Raw genomic sequence first — 15829 nt, forward strand, 5'->3', positions numbered from 1 at the left:
AAGGATCCGAGGCGAGGACGGCCGGCTCGTGCGAAGCCGACCGCGGATTCACGACCGGCCCGCGTCTGCCACCCGGGTCGGAGATCCGTGACCCGGGCCGGAGAGATCGGTGACCCGGGCCGGAGATCTGTAACCCGGGTTGGAGAACGGAGTCCGCCCTGAGCCGGAGTCAGGCCGCACCGATGAGGCCATGGCCTCGACGTGTCATGAAACAGATCGCTGACCGGACGATTCCGGCCCTGCTGATATGCGTCCAGGCCGCAGTGTGGCCCGGGACGGCGCTCGTGTACGGGAAGGTCCCGTCCGGGTCCGACCTTCTCGTGGCCGCTCTGGTGGCCGGACCGGTGGCGGCCGTTCTCGCCCTGCGACGCGCCCGCCCGGTGACCGCGCTCGTCGTCGTCGCCGCCGCCTGTGCCCTGGGCGCCGGGCCGCTTCCCGCCGGGGCGATGGCAGTGCTCGGGACCGCGGGCGTCGCTCTCGCCCTGTTCACCGTGGCGGCCGAACGGGACACCTTCACCGCCCTGCTGTGCGTGTCGGCTCTGGCCGCCTGGCAGTCCCTGCACGATCTGAGCCTGCACGGGCTGCGTCAGGACGACGGACTCGACATGGTCCTCACCGCGCTGGTGTACGCCGCCGCCTGCGTCAGCGGCCTGCTGGCCCGGCGAACGCGTCGTGCCCGGCGAGCGGCCGAGCAGCGCCTGAAACGGGCCGAGTCCGAGCGCCGCCGGCTGCCGGCAGCCGAGCGGCGCCGCATGGAGCGCGAACTGCACGACGTCAGCGCCCACCACCTGACGGCCGTGGTCGTCACCGTGGGCGCGGCACTCGGGCTGCGCGGACGCCGCCCCGAACTCGGCGAGGAGGCGGCCCGGTTCGCCGTCGAGGCCGGTCACGAGGTCACCCGGGCGCTCGGCGCCGTCCGGGCACCGGCTCCTTCTTCCGCACGCCGGCCCACGCCGGAAGAGCGGCTGCTCGAACTGGTGGCCGGGTTCCGCCGACTGGGCCGGCCGGTGGACTGCGAGATCGACGCCCTGCCCGAGGGCGGTGTCGCGGACGCCGCCTACGGCATCGTGCGCGAGGCGCTGACCAACGCCGCGCGCTATGCACCCGGCGCGCGCACGAGGGTGCTCTGCCGGTACGGCGACGCCCGTACGGAGGTCGTCGTCACCAGCGACGCGCCGGTTCCCGGCACGGTGATGCCCGGCGCGGGACTCGGCGGAGGACGCGGTGAAGGCTTCCTCCGCTCCCGAGCACGGGAGGCCGGCGGCACCTTGACCACCGGTCCGACAGCCGAGGGCGGCTGGGAGGTGCGCGCCGCCTTCCCCGGACGGACCGCCGCCCCGGTGGGGCGGCCCGTACCGCGCAGCCATCGCCTGGCGCAGGTGACTGCGGCTGTCGGTCTCATCGTGCAGCCCTTGCTGCCGGTGCTGGTCGTCCGGGCCGAGGCCCCGTCATCCGGTGAGCACGTGTCCGCGGGCGTCCTTTTCGCCTTGCTGGCCGCTGCGCAAGCGATCACGCTCCTGTGGCTGCGGCGGGCACGCCGCGCCGCCCACGGCGTCCTGTGCGCCCTCGCCCTGCTGTGGCCGGTGGCGATGGCCGTGAGCGACTACGCCGGTCCGGCCGCTCTCCCGCCCGTGCTGGGCTTGCTCGCCACGGGTGCGGCGCTCGCCGCCGAGGCGACCGGTACCGCCGGCCCTCGCTCCGCGGACGGACGCCCGCGCTCGCTCTTCCCGGCCGCGGCCGTCGCGGTGCACGCGGTCGCCGTGACCGCCGCCCTCCTGGAGAGGGACACGCCGATTCCGCTCTGGGGCGTCGTCGCTCTGTCGACGGCTGGGGTCTGGGCCGCCGTCCACACCGCTCGCCGGGCCGGCGCCCTGTGGGGCCGACGCGACCGGGCCACCCGCCGGGAACACGAGGAACGCCTCGCCACCTGGACCGCGGAGGCGGTCCGGGACGCCTGGGCCGAGCGCCGCCGCATGGCCGCCGGGCTGGAGACCACCGTGCTGGCACGCACCGCCGAAATGATCCGCGAAGCTCAGGCCGGTGAGCTCGAAGCGACCGCCGAACGCGCCCGTGCGGCCCTGGCCGCGATGCGCGCCCTGCTCGACACGGCCCGGGAAGAGGGCCCCGGGCAGCGACTGCGGCCCCGGCCCACCTCGCAAGCCCTGGACCTGCTGGCCGGTCAGTGCCGTGCCACCGGCCGTGACGTGGAGATACGGGTGACCGACCGCGTGCCGGACCGCCTGCCCACCGCGGTCGACCTGGCTGCCTACCACGCCGCGGAGACGATGCTCACCGCCGGCGGCGAGGCGCCCGCGGTGATCGAGATCGATGCCCGCGACGGCGCGTTGACGCTGACGGCCACAGGCGTGCCCCGCGCGGCCGGCCCCGCGGTGTGCGAGCGCCTGGCCGCCCGGGTCTCGGCCCTCGGCGGCACGGTCACCGCCCAGCTTCCCGGAACGGTCGGTCTGACCTTGCCCTTCGCGCGGACCAGGACACCCCGGACCGCCGCGAACACATCACCGGCCACCTGCGAACAGGGTGGGGAAGAGCAGAGGAACCCGTGAGCATCAGAGTGCTGGTCGCCGATGACCAGGGCGTCGTACGGGCGGGCTTCGCCGCCGTGATCGACAACGAGGAGGACATGACCGTCGTCGGAGAGGCCGCCGACGGGGCCACAGCAGTACGGCTGGCCGAGGAACTGGCACCCGACGTGGTCGTCATGGACGTGCGCATGCCCGAACTGGACGGCATCGCCGCCACCCGGATCGTCACCGGCCGCCAGGACGCGCCCAGGGTCCTGGTGCTGACCACGTTCGACCTCGACGCCTACGTGTTCGACGCGCTGCGTTCCGGCGCCTCCGGCTTCCTGCTCAAGGACGTACGCCCCTCCGAACTGCTGCAAGGCATCAGGGTGGTGGCCGCAGGCGAAAGCGTGCTCTCCCCGACCGCGACCCGCCGGCTCATCGGCCACTACGCCACCACGTCCGTACCCGTCACCGGCAGCGGCCCCGGAGCCGCGAACGCCGTGCGCCGGCTGGACAGCCTGACCGGCCGCGAACGCGACGTCCTGACCCTGATCGCAGCCGGACTCACCAACAGGGAGATCGCCGAGCACCTCGGCATCGCCGTGGGCACGGTGAAATCCCACGTGAACGCACTGCTGCGCAAGCTGGGACTGCGTGACCGGGTGCAGGCGACCATCCTCGCCTACGACCTCGGCCTTGCCCGCCCCGTCCCGCCCGACCACTGCCTGTGACCCGTTCGGCCCGCTCACATCAGCGAAGGACGCACCATCGTGACCGTTTCCGACCGATCCTCCGCCCGTCGCCCGAACAAGGCTGTCGGTGACATCATCGCCCTCGCCTATCTCGTGCTCTGTGCGGCCCTGCTCATAGGGGCGTTCGCCGTGACCGCCGCCGACGACACGGGCGAGTCCATGGCGGCGGTCGTACCGCTGCTTGCCGCCGCTCCGGTCGGCCTGGTGGCGTTGGCGCTGCCCGGGGACGGCCCTGCGACGCTGATCGCCGCAGTCGTCCTCGGCGCGTCGGCCAACGCCGCGGCGATCTGGTGGTGTGCCCGCGCCCTGCGCCGCGGCGGCGACGCCGGCCCGGTGTCCTGAGTCCTCGTGTCGTGGCGCAGCCGTCGCGCTCACCCCGCTCGGCGTCCGGCCTCACCGGGCGGCGCTCCGGAAGGAGGCGGGGGCGCGCGGCCACCGGCCGGTGACCTCGAAACGGGTGTCGCCGTGCCGGTCGCCGTCACAGCGCCGGGGCGGGGTGGGGCCAAGGCCGTCGGCATCTCCACCGGGCGAGTGGAGGACGGACGGAGGCGCGCCGAGGAAGGGGCCGAGGCGGCGGCCTGGCTGTGCGGCGACCGCGCCCCGTTCGTCGCCGGGACCGCGCCGGCGGTGGACGGCGGACGCACGGCCCGGTGGGCCCACGGCCCGTACGCGGTACGGAACTCGGACCCGGATGCGAGAGCGGCCGTGCGCTAAGATACATCTTGTTCGGTTTTGTTTTCAGGAGGGCCCATGGGTCAGCAGAAGCGTGCGATCCGGACCCGCCGCGCCGTCGTGGAGGCCGCCGCCGCCGTCTTCGCCGAACGCGGGTACGCGGCAGCCACGATCGCCGAGATCCTGAACCGGGCCCAGGTGACCAAGGGCGCCCTGTACTTCCACTTCGACTCCAAGGCGGCGCTCGCCCGGGGCGTACTGGAGGCCCAGATAAGCCCCGAGTACCACGTGGCCCGCGGCCTCAAGCTCCAGGAGTGGGTGGACACGGGCATGACGCTCGCCGCCCGGCTTCCGCACGAGCCGCTGCTCCTGGCCGGCGTCCGGCTCTCCGCCGACCTCCAGGGCAGGGACGAGTTCGGCAGCTCCTGGCCCGCCTGGTCGGCACTCATGGTCGACTACCTCACCGAGGCCAAGGACCGCGGCGAGGTCCTGCCGCACGTCGTGCCGGAGGAGACCGCCCAGGTCGTCCTCGGCTCCTGGGTCGGCATCCAGTTCGTCTCGCAGGCCGCGTCCAACTGGGCCGACCTGGAAGAACGCGCGTCGTCCCTCTTCAACCACATCCTCCCGGCCATCGCCGCCCCCGCGGTGCTCGTCCAGCTGGACACCGCGCCCGACCGGGGCCGGCGGGTCATCGCGGAGGTGCGGGAGACCTCGGCCGCGACCGGGGCCGGGGCGGCCGAGGGCTGAGCGGGCCCCGCCCGCTGCGCACAACCGCCGACCGGTGCGCGAACCGTCCCGTACGCGAAACCGCCGGGTCCGCGAGGGTTCTCTTCAAAACCGCTCATGCGGTTCGTTAATCTCCTCGGAGGCACCGCCAAAGGCACCGCGGGAGGGCGAGCGGACCGGTCCTCCTGCCGGCCGTGGGGGAAGTCCGACGCCGGGAGGCATGGATGGTCAGGCAGGAGCGCGCGATCCGCACCCGGCAGGCGCTGCTGCGGGTCGCCGCGGAGACCTTCGCCCGGGAGGGCTACGCCTGTGCGTCGCTCCCCGCGATCAGCGACGCCGCCGGTGTCGGCAGGGGAGCCCTGCACTTCCACTCCTCCAGCAAGGGCGCTCTGGCGGAGGCGGTCGTGGCCGAGGCCGGAGCCCGTCTGGACCTCATCCTCCAGCGGGCGCGGCACGGCGAGGACCGGCCGGCGCTGCGCCTTCTGGCCGAGGCCACCCACGCCCTCGTGGAGGGCATCACGGCCGACGCCGTCGTACGGGCCGGCTTCCGGCTGGACGTGGACGTCACCCGCAAGGGCGGGACCGGGCTGTGGAAGCGGTGGGAGGCATGGGTGCGCGGCGTCCTGGCGGAGGCCGAACGGTCGGGCGAACCGCCGCCCGGTCTGTCACGGTCCGCGCTCGCCGCGGTCGTCGTGGCCGCGACGGCCGGCTTCGAGACCCTGGCCGCCCGCGACCCGAAGTGACGCTTGCCGGACTTCCTGCCCCACCTCTGGAACGTCCTGCTGCCCCACCCCGACGCAGGGCCGGGCCGGACGGACGCGGGAGCGGAGCGGGCGCGCGGCTGACCCGGCGCCGGGCGGCCGCGCGGACCCCGTCGACGCCCCGCGCGCGAAGAGCGGGCCGGGGCCGCCGACGACGGCGCCTTCCACCAGCACTGCGACCGGGGCCACGACCTCGCCGGCCCCCACCGGCCGGTCACCGCGCGCAAGGCTCCGGGGCCGACCGCGACACCGCCGTCGTACGAGGAGGGCGGCGGGCGGTGCGGGGAACGCGGAGACCGGGGCGTGACGGCGGCGACGGCGAGGAGAAAGTGCCTGCGTAAAACCCCTCACCGCCTCATGTCATCACATCGAGTGATTCTCTGGCCTTTACTTGCCCGGGACAACCCACGGTTGCGACGCTGTTGCTGTCTGTACAGCCTGAGGGGAGCGGCCAGTGACATTCGGTGAGCAGCCGGCGTACCTGCGTGTCGCGGGTGATCTCCGCAAGAAGATCGTCGACGGTCTGCTGCCCCCGCACACTCGTCTCCCCTCCCAGGCGAGGATCCGCGAGGAGTACGGCGTCTCGGACACCGTCGCGCTGGAGGCCCGCAAGGTGCTCATGGCCGAGGGGCTGGTCGAGGGCCGCTCCGGCTCGGGGACGTACGTGCGCGAGCGGCCCGTGCCGCGGCGCATCGCCCGCTCCGGGTACCGCCCGGCCGGCGGGGCCACGCCCTTCCGCCAGGAACAGGCCGACGCCGCCGCGCGCGGCACCTGGGAGTCCAGCAGCGAGCAGACCGAGGCGAGCGGCGCCGTCGCCGAGCGGCTCGGCATCGAGCCCGGCGACCGGGTGATGCGCACCAGGTACGTCTTCCGGGACGGCGGCGAGGCGATGATGCTCTCCACCTCCTGGGAGCCCCTCGCCCTGACCGGCCGTACGCCGGTAATGCTGCCCGAGGAGGGGCCGCTCGGCGGCATGGGCGTCGTCGAGCGGATGGCGGCCATCGACGTCGTCGTGGACAACGTCACCGAGGAGGTCGGCGCCCGCCCCGGCCTCGCCGAGGAACTGCTCGCGCTCGGGGGCGTGCCCGGGCACGTCGTCCTGGTCGTCCAGCGCACCTTCTACGCCTCCGGGCGCGCGGTCGAGACGGCCGACGTGGTCATCCCGGCCGACCGCTACCGGGTCGCGTATCACCTCCCCGTGAGATAGCGCACACCTTCGCGCGCCTCCCACGCCCCCCGGGGCGCGGCGGATCACCGATCGGCTCCGCCGCGCCGCGCCCCGGCGCCGTTGCAATCCGGCCGTTCTCGCAGGTCGGCCCGGACGCGCTCGCCACGCCGCTGACCGGACACGTCGGCGTGCGAAGGCGGCGCGTTCCGCTGTGTGCGCCCCCTGCGTTCTGGCCGGTTGCGTACCTCTTGGTGAAAACCCGTATTCGCTGCGTAAAGGTTAGGCGTAGGCTCGGGCATATGCGGACTGCGGTTTCCTTACCGGGCGGGACGCGGCACAGGCCGTGGGCGGGAAGTGGAGGGGCGCGATGAACGACAGCACGGTCACACTTCCCTGGCTCGTCATCAGGCAGGACGACAACGGCAATCGCTACCGGGTGGGCAGATACGCCACCCGCGCCGAGGCCCAGAAGATCGCGGACAGTCTCGACGGCCGCGGGCCGAAACAGCTCTACTGGGTCGAGAGGATCGGCCAGAACGGAACGAACGCCGCCGACTGACGGGCGGGACCCGCCCCTTCGCCGGGGCTCCCGACGCTCCCGTAGGCTCCGGCGCATGACGGTACCGATCGTGGTGGTGGGAGCCGCCCTGTTCGACGGCGGGCGCCTGCTCGCCGCGCGCCGCAGCGCACCGGCCGACCTGGCCGGACGCTGGGAGCTGCCCGGCGGCAAGGTGGAACCCGGCGAGACGCCCGACGCGGCCCTCGTGCGCGAGCTGCGCGAGGAACTCGGCGTCGACGCCGAGCCCGGCGAGCGCGTCCCGGGGGAGTGGCCGCTGCGGCCGCCGTACGTCCTGCACGTCTGGACCGCCCGTCTGCGCCCCGGATCCGCCGCCCCCGAACCCCTCCAGGACCACGACGAACTGCGCTGGCTGACGCCCGAGGAGACCGGCGACGTCGACTGGCTCGACCAGGACGTCCCGGCGGTCCGGCGGACGCTGGCCCACCTGGGCCTGCCCGGCGGCGCGCTCGGGAGGACCGAGGGCCCGGCCGGACGCTGAAGGAGCGCGGGCCCGGTGCAGGAGACGCCCGGCGCGGCGCCCACGGAACGCGCCGGGGCGCGGGGGACGCCCGGCGCATCCCGGGTGCGTGCCGGGGCGGAGGGCGGGTCCGCGGACGTGCGGGCGCGCCTCGTCCGTCGTCCGTGCCGCCGGGCGCCCTCGTCCGCGGTACCCCGCCCCGGATATCGGGTATGTGCCCATTGACCCCATGAGACCGGACATGGGCGGGTTCGTTGGCCTGGGAAGTGATCGGCGTGACCGACACCGAGGACCACCACGCCGAGTGGTCCTTCCCCGCGGAACCCGACGCCGTGCACAACGCCCGGTCCGCCGTCCGCGGCCGGCTCGGCGCCTGGGGCCTGGACAGCCTCGGCGACCTCGCCGCCCTCCTGGTCAGCGAGCTGGTCACCAACGCCCTGCGGTACGCCACCGGCCCCATCGGCCTCCGCCTGACCCACCCCTGCGAGCGGGACGGCGTCCTGCTCGTCGAGGTCTCCGACTCCCTTCCGGACCTGCCCCGCGAGCGCGTCGCCCGCCCCGAGGACGAGAGCGGCCGGGGCCTGCACCTGGTGGCTTCCTCCGCGCACCGCTGGGGCATCCGGCCGTGCCCGGCGGGCAAGACCGTGTGGTTCGAGCTCGCGGTACCCCGGTGACGCCTCGCGGTACCCCGGTGACGCGCGGAGCCGGGGCCCCACCGCCGTCAGGAGTCCCGCGCGGCCGGACGGATTCCGTTCCCGGCGATCCGGAATCCGTCCCCCGCACGGTCCGGAATCCGTCCCGGTGCGACCCGGAATCCGTCCCCCGGACGCTGTACGCGCGCCCCCGCCCCGCCGACCGGCCGGTACCGACCGGTGGCGGTGGGTGGCGGACGTGGTTCGATGGCGTGTCTGCTGGTTAGAAGACTGGAAGTGTCGTCACAGATCGGTCCGGAAAGCATCGGGACCGTGCTGTGATCGTGAACACCGTGTCGAGTGGCGCCGTAGTGCTGGATACTGCGGGCAGCCGCACCCGGTGACCGGTGCCGGACGCGGTGAGCTGGAGGGGACGGTTCGCGTGAGCGAGATACCAGCGAAGGCCACGGAGTCCAAGGACCCGTCGGGCGGCGCGAGGGCAAAGGCCGCGAACGGCCTCGGGGCCGGTGAGGCGCTCCCCGGAGACGCCATGTGGCAGAGCAGTCCGCCCGGCTCGATCTACGACTACATCAAGGTCGCGTCCTTCTCCATCGGCCCCGACGGGCTGATCGACCAGTGGAGCCTGCGCGCCGAGCAGCTCTTCGGCATCCCCGCCGGGCGGGCCGTCGGCATGGACCCCATCGAGGCGCTCGTCGACCCGGACCTGCGCGAGCGGGGCCACCGCAAGATGGCCGAGATCCTCGACGGCCGGGAGTGGACCGGCGTGGTCCCCTTCCGCACGCCCGGCGGCGCCGGCGGCGCACGCGGACGGCAGGGTCTCGCCGAGGTGTACGTCATGCCGACGCGCACCGAGGGCGGCGAGAAGGCCGCCGTCTGCATCGTCGTCGACGTGCGCACCCTGCGCGGCATCGAGACGGACCTCGCCGCCTCACAGGCCATATTCGGCCAGTCCCCGTTCGGTTTCCTGCTGATCGACACCGACCTCCGGGTGCGCCGCGCCAACCAGCGGTTCGCCTCCACCTTCGGCGGCACGCCCGACGACCACCGCGGCCGCGGCGTCCACGACTACCTGCCGCGCCCGGAGGCCGAGCGGGTCGCCGCGACCCTGCGACGCGTCCTGGAGACCGGCGACTCCGTCACGGACATGCACGTCACCGGCTTCGTGCCCGGCTCCGACGAGCGCCGCCACTGGTCCGTCAACCTCTACCGCGTGCACAGCGGCCCCGGCCGCCCCATCGGCGTCGCCTGGCTCGGCACCGACATCACCGCCCGCCGCGCCGCCGCCCGCGAGGCCGCCGCCGCACGGCGCAATCTCGCCCTGCTGAACGAGGCCGGCGCCCGCATCGGCAACTCCCTCGACCTGGAGACCACCGCCCGCGAACTCCTCGACGTCGTCGTCCCCGGCTTCTGCGACCTCGCCACCGTCGACCTCTACCAGGGGCTGCTGGCCGGCGACGAGACCCCGCCCGGCCTCGCCGACGGCAGCGCCGAACTGCGCCGCGTCGCCTTCGCCAGCGCCGTCTCCGACGCGCCGTTCAGCGGCACCGGCGCGCCCGTCGAGGTCGGCGCCGTGCACCACTACCCCTTCAACTCGCCCTGCGCGGACGCCCTGCGCGCCGCCCGCCCGCGCCTGGTCCCCGGCGAGGAGGGCGGCCTGGTGCAGTCCACGCTCGCCGTGCCGATGGTCGCGCACGACACCGTCGTGGGACTCGCGCAGTTCGCCCGCACCAAGGGCAGCGAGCCGTTCGGGGACCGGGACCGCGACCTGGCCGTTGAACTCGCCGCCCGGGCCGCCGTCTGCATCGACAACGCCCGGCTGTACCGGCGGGAGCACGAGCGCGCGCTGATACTGCAGCGGTCCCTGCTGCCGCCCGGCGACCCGGAGGCCTCCGGCCTCGACATCGCCTGCCGCTACCTGCCCGGCAACGCGGCCACCGGCCGGCCCAGCGAGGTCGGCGGCGACTGGTTCGACGTCATCGAACTCCCCGGCCACCGCACCGCGCTGGTCGTCGGCGACGTCATGGGCCGCGGCCTGCGCGCCGCCGTCGCCATGGGCGAACTGCGCACCGCCGTGCGGACGCTGGCGCTGCTCGACCTCGAGCCGGCCGAGGTGCTGTCCCAGCTGGACGAGATCGCGCGGGGCCTCGGCGCGCCCGGCGGCGTGCAGCAGGCGACGCGCGCCGCCCGCCGCCCCCGCGAGGCCGACCTGTCGGAGGTGTACCTCGCGACCTGCATCTACGCGGTCTACGACTCGGTGACCAGGCGCTGCACCTTCGCCAACGCGGGCCACCTGCCGCCCGTCCTGGTCGAACCGGGCGAGTCGGCGCTGATGCTCGACGTGCCGCCGGGCATGCCGCTCGGCGTCGGCGGCGAGCCCTTCGAGGAGGTGGAGGTCGAGCTGCCCGAGGGCGCCCTGCTCGCGCTCTACACGGACGGACTCGTCGAATCCCGCGACCACCCCTTGGACGAGGGGCTCCAGGCCTTCGTGGGGGCGCTGACGGATCCCGCCCGCCCGGCCGTCGGCACCGGCGCCGTCCGGTCCCTGGAGGACGTCTGCGACCACGTCCTGCGCACCCTCGACACCCACCACGGCGAGGACGACATCGCGTTGCTGATGGCACGTGTCCAGGGCCTGCCCGCCGAGTCCGTCGGCGACTGGACCCTGCCGCGCGAGCCGCGCAGCGTGGGCCGGGCCCGCGAGTACGCGCGCGGCCAGCTGCTCAGCTGGGACCTGGAGCCGCTGGTCGACACCACCGAGCTGCTGGTCAGCGAGCTGGTCACCAACGCGCTGCGCTACGGCGAGGGCGAGATCAGGCTCCGCCTGCTGCTGGACCGCACGCTGGTGTGCGAGGTGTGGGACGCCGGTCTGGTCCAGCCGCGCCGCCGGCGCGCCCGCGACACCGACGAGGGCGGCCGCGGACTGCAGCTGGTCGGCCTGCTCAGCGCGGCCTGGGGGTCACGCCGCACCCCGCACGGCAAGACGGTCTGGTTCGAGCTGCCCCTCCCGGGCGGCGACAGCGGCCTGACGGATCCGGCGGAGGCGCTGCTGAGCCTGTTCTGACGCCGGAGGGCCCACGGGTCCGGGTTCCGGGGGCGCGCCGCCGGGGCCCGTCCTCACGGCGGCGCCGCGCGGCGGGCCCGGGTGCGCGGCCCCCCGAAGCTCGGCGGCGGTCCGCCGTCCGGGGCCCCGCCCAGGAGGATCCCGCCGAGGACGGCGTCCGCCTCGGCGGCCGGGCGGCGGTGGCGGCGTACGTCCTGCTCGGCGAGTTCGCGGGCCCGGCGGGCCAGCGCGTCGGCGGCCAGGGGGTGCGGCGGGTCCGCGGCGAGCAGCCGTTCGGCCTCCGCCAGCCGGGTGCGGGCCTCGGCGCGCACGGCGCCGCGGTGCGTGGCGACGAAGCCGGCCGCGGCGCCGGCCGCGGCGCGGGCGACGAGCAGGGCGGCCACCGGCAGCACCCCGGCCCGCCCGGCGGCGAGCGGCGTGACGGCCCGCACGATCCGGCGCAGCGCGCCCAGCGGATCGTACGGCCCGCCCGTCAGCTCCTCGCGCACGGCGGCCAGGGCCGCGTCGGCGTGCGGGATCCGGGTCCGCGGCTCATCGGCGGACACCTCCGCAGCGGCCGCCGGGGCGCGCGCCGGCCCCTCCCGCGCCCCCGCCAGCTCCGCCTCCGCGCCGGTGAGGGCGGCCGGCACGAGCGCGGCGGCCGTGGCCAGGGCGGCGGCGAGCCGTCCGACGGCGGCCACGAGGACGGCGGCCTGGGCGACGGCGCCCTCGGCGGCGCGCAGATGGCCGGCCGCCCGGGCGCGGTCGCCGGCGTCGGCCGTCTGGCGGGCCCGGTTGAGGCGGGCGGTGGCGAACACCAGCCGGTCCGTGGCCCGCTCGGCGTACCCGGCGACCGGGGCGGTGGCGGACGGCGCGTACCGCCCGCCGAGATCCGCGAGCAGCGCCTGCGCGGCGCCCGTACGGCCGGTCAGCTCCCGGAACCGGGCCTCCGCCACCTCCAGCGCCGCCCCGGGGTCCGCCGCCAGGCCGCGCAGCCGGTCGAACGCGCCGGCCTCCGCGTCCAGCCGCCGTCCCGCCTCCCGGCACCGCCCGACGATCCCCGCGAGCGCGTGCCGGCGGGCCGCGGCCTCCCCGGGCAGACCGTCGTCGTACCGCTGCCGCATCCGGAACGCGGCCGACAGCTCGGCCTCGGCCTCCCGCACGGCCCGCGCGAAGTCCGCGACGGCCGCCGCGCCGGACCGGGCCTCGGCGAAGCCCAGCTCCTCCCGGCTGGTGCGCACGCAGTCGTCGGCCTCGACCAGCGCCGCCCGGGCGGACCCGTCCAGGTCGGCCAGGGGCGGCACGGGCGGTTCGACGGCCGCCCCGCCGGGAGTGGTGCGGGTCCGGGCGCGCCGGATGCGGCGCAGCCGGCCGTAGCCCGCCAGGACGGCCACCGCGCCCGCGGTGACCAGCGGCAGCACCAGGTCGGCGGCCGACGTCCCGTCGTCCTCCCCGTTCCGCGCGTCCCGCGCGACGGCGCTCGCGGCGGGCCGGTCCGGCTCGACCGCGACCGGAACGTCGCTGTCCCGCGTCACCGCCGGCAACACCAGCCACACCACCCCGGCCGTACCGCCCAGCACGGCGTGCGCCACCCGCACGGACCGGTGCGACGTGGTGCCCCGCGGCCGCCCCCGTATCGAGGATCGCGTCACATTCCGGAGCGTAGGGGCAGGGACCCGGCTCCGCGACCGGGACGGGGGCGCCGGGCGGGCGACGCGCGGGGGAGGGGGCGGGAGGCGGGGACCGGGGCGCGCGGGGAGGGCCTGCGGCGGGCCGTCAGCGCGCCGGGGAACGCCTCCTGATCTTCGAGCCCAGCCACACCAGCGGGTCGTACTTGCGGTCCACGGCCCGCTCCTTCAGCGGGATCAGCGCGTTGTCGGTGATTTTGATGCCCTCGGGGCAGACCTCCGTGCAGCACTTGGTGATGTTGCAGTAGCCGAGGCCGTGCTCGTCCTGGGCCGTGCGCTTGCGGTCCAGGCCCGTCTCCCGGGCCGCGTCCAGCGGGTGCATGTCCAGCTCCGCGACCCGCATCAGCAGACGCGGGCCCGCGAACGCCTGCTTGTTCTCCTCGTGGTCGCGGACCACGTGGCAGGTGTTCTGGCACAGGAAGCACTCGATGCACTTGCGGAACTCCTGGGGACGGTCCACGTCCTCCTGCATCATGCGGTACTCGCCGGGGCCGAGCCCGGCGGGCGGCACGAAGGCGGGCACCTGCCTGGCCTTGACGTAGTTGAAGCCGACGTCCGTGACCAGGTCGCGGATCACCGGGAACGCGCGCAGCGGCGTCACCGTGACCGTCTCCGCCCGGTCGAAGACCGACATGCGGGTCATGCACATCAGCCGGGGCCGCCCGTTGATCTCCGCCGAGCACGAGCCGCACTTGCCCGCCTTGCAGTTCCAGCGCACGGCCAGGTCCGGCGCCTGGGTGGCCTGGAGGCGGTGGATGATGTCGAGCACCACCTCGCCGTCGTTGACCTCGACCGCGAAGTCCTCCAGACCGCCGCCCGACGCGTCTCCCCGCCACACCTTGAAGCGGGCCCGGTAGCTGCTCACTCGTACAGCTCCTCTTCGGTGAGGTACTTGACCAGCTCCTCCTTGGCGAACAGGGCGAGCAGGTCCGGACGGATGGGGTCGGTGGTCTCCCGTTCCAGGGTGATCCGGCCGTGCGCCGGGTCGGTCACCGCCGGTCCGCCCGCGGGGTCGGTGAGCCGGCACAGCAGGGTGATCCGGCGCCACTTGCGGTCCATCGACGGGTGGTCCTCGCGGGTGTGCCCGCCGCGCGACTCGGTGCGCTCCAGCGCCGCCCGTGCCACGCACTCGCTGACCAGCAGCATGTTCCGCAGGTCGAGCGCGAGGTGCCAGCCCGGGTTGAACTGCCGGTGCCCCTCCACGCCGGCCCTGCGGGCCCGTGCCCGCAGCTCGGCGAGTTTCTCCAGGGCCTGCTTCATCTCCGTCTCGCGGCGGATGATGCCGACCAGGTCGTTCATCGTCTGCTGGAGCTCCTGGTGGAGGGCGTACGGGTTCTCCGGCGGGCCGTCGGCCGGCTCCGCGGCCCGGGCCGAGAACGGGCGCAGGGCCTCCTGTGCCGCCGCGTCGACCTGGACGTCGTCCACCCGGGGCCGCGCCCCGGCCGTGCCCGCCGCGTACTCGGCCGCGTACCGGCCCGCCCGGCGACCGAAGACCAGCAGGTCGGACAGGGAGTTCCCGCCGAGGCGGTTGGAGCCGTGCATACCGCCCGCCACCTCACCGGCCGCGTACAGGCCCGGCACCCCGCGCGCCGCCGCCGTGTCCGAGTCGACCGCGACGCCGCCCATCACGTAGTGGCAGGTGGGCCCGACCTCCATCGGCTCGGCCGTGATGTCGACGTCGGCCAGCTCCTTGAACTGGTGGTACATCGACGGCAGCCGGCGTTTGATCGCCTCGGCGGGCATCCGGGTCGACACGTCCAGGAACACGCCGCCGTGCGGGGAGCCCCGGCCCTCCTTCACCTCGGTGTTGATCGCCCGGGCCACCTCGTCGCGGGGCAGCAGCTCGGGGGGACGCCGGTGGTGGTCCGGGTCGTCGTACCAGCGGTCGGCCTCCTCCTCCGTCTCGGCGTACTTCTCCTTGAAGACGTCGGGGACGTAGTCGAACATGAACCGCCGGCCGTCGCGGTCGCGCAGCACCCCGCCGTCGCCGCGCACCGACTCGGTGACCAGGATGCCCTTCACCGACGGCGGCCAGACCATCCCCGTCGGGTGGAACTGCACGAACTCCATGTTCAGCAGGGGCGCCCCGGCCAGCAGGGCCAGCGCGTGGCCGTCGCCGGTGTACTCCCACGAGTTCGACGTCACCTTGAAGGACTTGCCGATGCCGCCGGTCGCGAGCACGACGGCGGGCGCTTCGAGGACGAGGAAGCGGCCCGTCTCGCGCTCGTAGCCGAAGACCCCCGAGACCCGGTCCCCGTCCTTGAGGATCCGCGTCACCGTGCACTCCTGGAAGACCCGCAGCCGGGACTCGTAGTCCCCGGTCTCCCGGTGGTCCTCCTGCTGGAGCGCGACGATCTTCTGCTGGAGCGTGCGGATCAGCTCCAGGCCCGTGCGGTCGCCGACGTGCGCCAGGCGCGGGTACTCGTGGCCGCCGAAGTTGCGCTGCGAGATCCGGCCGTCCTTCGTCCGGTCGAACAGCGCGCCCCAGGTCTCCAGCTCCCACACCCGCTCCGGGGCCTCCCGCGCGTGCAGCTCGGCCATCCGCCACTGGTTGAGGAACTTCCCGCCGCGCAGGGTGTCGCGGAAGTGGACCTGCCAGTTGTCGCCCGCGTTGACGTTGCCCATCGCGGCCGCGATGCCGCCCTCGGCCATCACCGTGTGCGCCTTGCCGAACAGCGACTTGCAGATCACCGCCGTACGGGCGCCCCGCTCGCGCGCCTCGACGGCGGCGCGCAGCCCGGCCCCGCCGGCGCCCACCACGACGACGTCCCATTCCTGCCGGTCGACCACGGACATCACAAGGCCCC

At 74.9% G+C, this 15829-nt stretch carries 12 protein-coding genes and 1 pseudogene; 10 read left to right on the top strand and 3 right to left on the bottom strand.

From position 1 onward, the window contains the following. Positions 1 to 206: 206 nt before the first annotated feature. The 10 genes and pseudogenes from ABD363_RS20835 (at position 207) to ABD363_RS20880 (ending at position 11355) form a co-directional block, all read left to right on the top strand. Positions 207 to 2564: a sensor histidine kinase gene (locus tag ABD363_RS20835; RefSeq protein WP_344605781.1), complete on the top strand. Its 2358-nt coding sequence runs from the start codon at positions 207 to 209 to the stop codon at positions 2562 to 2564. Continuing rightward, positions 2561 to 3256 (top strand): response regulator, encoded by a 696-nt coding sequence (locus ABD363_RS20840; protein WP_344605783.1) that lies wholly within the window; start codon positions 2561 to 2563, stop codon positions 3254 to 3256. Before ABD363_RS20835 ends, ABD363_RS20840 begins: the two co-directional genes overlap by 4 nt. Positions 3257 to 3295: 39 nt before the next feature. After that, complete coding sequence (locus ABD363_RS20845) at positions 3296 to 3619, top strand: SCO4225 family membrane protein (protein ID WP_344605785.1); 324 nt, start codon at positions 3296 to 3298, stop codon at positions 3617 to 3619. Between the two features lie 408 nt (positions 3620 to 4027). Further along, positions 4028 to 4696 carry a ScbR family autoregulator-binding transcription factor gene (locus ABD363_RS20850; RefSeq protein ID WP_344605787.1) on the top strand — a complete coding sequence of 223 codons (669 nt, stop codon included), beginning with the start codon at positions 4028 to 4030 and terminating at the stop codon, positions 4694 to 4696. Positions 4697 to 4899: 203 nt separating this feature from the next. Continuing rightward, the gene (locus ABD363_RS20855; RefSeq protein WP_344605789.1) at positions 4900 to 5418 is read left to right on the top strand and encodes a TetR family transcriptional regulator; all 519 of its coding nucleotides are present in this window, start codon (positions 4900 to 4902) and stop codon (positions 5416 to 5418) included. A gap of 472 nt (positions 5419 to 5890) precedes the next feature. Then, on the top strand, positions 5891 to 6643 hold the full coding sequence (locus tag ABD363_RS20860; protein WP_344605791.1) for a GntR family transcriptional regulator: 753 nt from the start codon (positions 5891 to 5893) through the stop codon (positions 6641 to 6643). A gap of 280 nt (positions 6644 to 6923) precedes the next feature. Further along, a pseudogene (locus ABD363_RS20865) lies at positions 6924 to 7163 on the top strand (SPOR domain-containing protein); the annotation flags it as partial. 55 nt (positions 7164 to 7218) lie between these two features. Beyond that, a complete protein-coding gene (locus ABD363_RS20870; protein ID WP_344605792.1) occupies positions 7219 to 7662 on the top strand; it encodes a (deoxy)nucleoside triphosphate pyrophosphohydrolase in 444 nt (147 codons plus the stop codon). A 245-nt stretch (positions 7663 to 7907) separates the two neighbouring features. Next, on the top strand, positions 7908 to 8315 hold the full coding sequence (locus ABD363_RS20875) for an ATP-binding protein (RefSeq protein WP_344605822.1): 408 nt from the start codon (positions 7908 to 7910) through the stop codon (positions 8313 to 8315). A 400-nt stretch (positions 8316 to 8715) separates the two neighbouring features. Next, on the top strand, positions 8716 to 11355 hold the full coding sequence (locus ABD363_RS20880; RefSeq protein WP_344605794.1) for a SpoIIE family protein phosphatase: 2640 nt from the start codon (positions 8716 to 8718) through the stop codon (positions 11353 to 11355). Between the two features lie 53 nt (positions 11356 to 11408). On the opposite strand, the gene ABD363_RS20885 is transcribed toward ABD363_RS20880, so the two are convergent. From ABD363_RS20885 to ABD363_RS20895, 3 genes are all read right to left on the bottom strand, one after another. Next, positions 11409 to 12986: a hypothetical protein gene (locus ABD363_RS20885; protein WP_344605796.1), complete on the bottom strand. Its 1578-nt coding sequence runs from the start codon at positions 12984 to 12986 to the stop codon at positions 11409 to 11411. Between the two features lie 124 nt (positions 12987 to 13110). Then, positions 13111 to 13887 (bottom strand): succinate dehydrogenase/fumarate reductase iron-sulfur subunit, encoded by a 777-nt coding sequence (locus ABD363_RS20890; RefSeq protein ID WP_344605798.1) that lies wholly within the window; start codon positions 13885 to 13887, stop codon positions 13111 to 13113. After that, positions 13884 to 15818 (bottom strand): fumarate reductase/succinate dehydrogenase flavoprotein subunit, encoded by a 1935-nt coding sequence (locus ABD363_RS20895; protein WP_344605800.1) that lies wholly within the window; start codon positions 15816 to 15818, stop codon positions 13884 to 13886. Before ABD363_RS20895 ends, ABD363_RS20890 begins: the two co-directional genes overlap by 4 nt. Positions 15819 to 15829: the final 11 nt, after the last annotated feature.

Origin of the sequence: Streptomyces glaucus, assembly GCF_039533365.1 — a bacterium.
Lineage (GTDB): Bacteria > Actinomycetota > Actinomycetes > Streptomycetales > Streptomycetaceae > Streptomyces > Streptomyces glaucus.

Coding starts and splice junctions, on each gene's coding strand:
- ABD363_RS20835 (WP_344605781.1), top strand. CDS start 207: ATGAAACAGATCGCTGACCGGACGATTCCGGCCCTGCTGATATGCGTC.
- ABD363_RS20850 (WP_344605787.1), top strand. CDS start 4,028: ATGGGTCAGCAGAAGCGTGCGATCCGGACCCGCCGCGCCGTCGTGGAG.
- ABD363_RS20855 (WP_344605789.1), top strand. CDS start 4,900: ATGGTCAGGCAGGAGCGCGCGATCCGCACCCGGCAGGCGCTGCTGCGG.
- ABD363_RS20870 (WP_344605792.1), top strand. CDS start 7,219: ATGACGGTACCGATCGTGGTGGTGGGAGCCGCCCTGTTCGACGGCGGG.
- ABD363_RS20895 (WP_344605800.1), bottom strand. CDS start 15,818: ATGTCCGTGGTCGACCGGCAGGAATGGGACGTCGTCGTGGTGGGCGCC.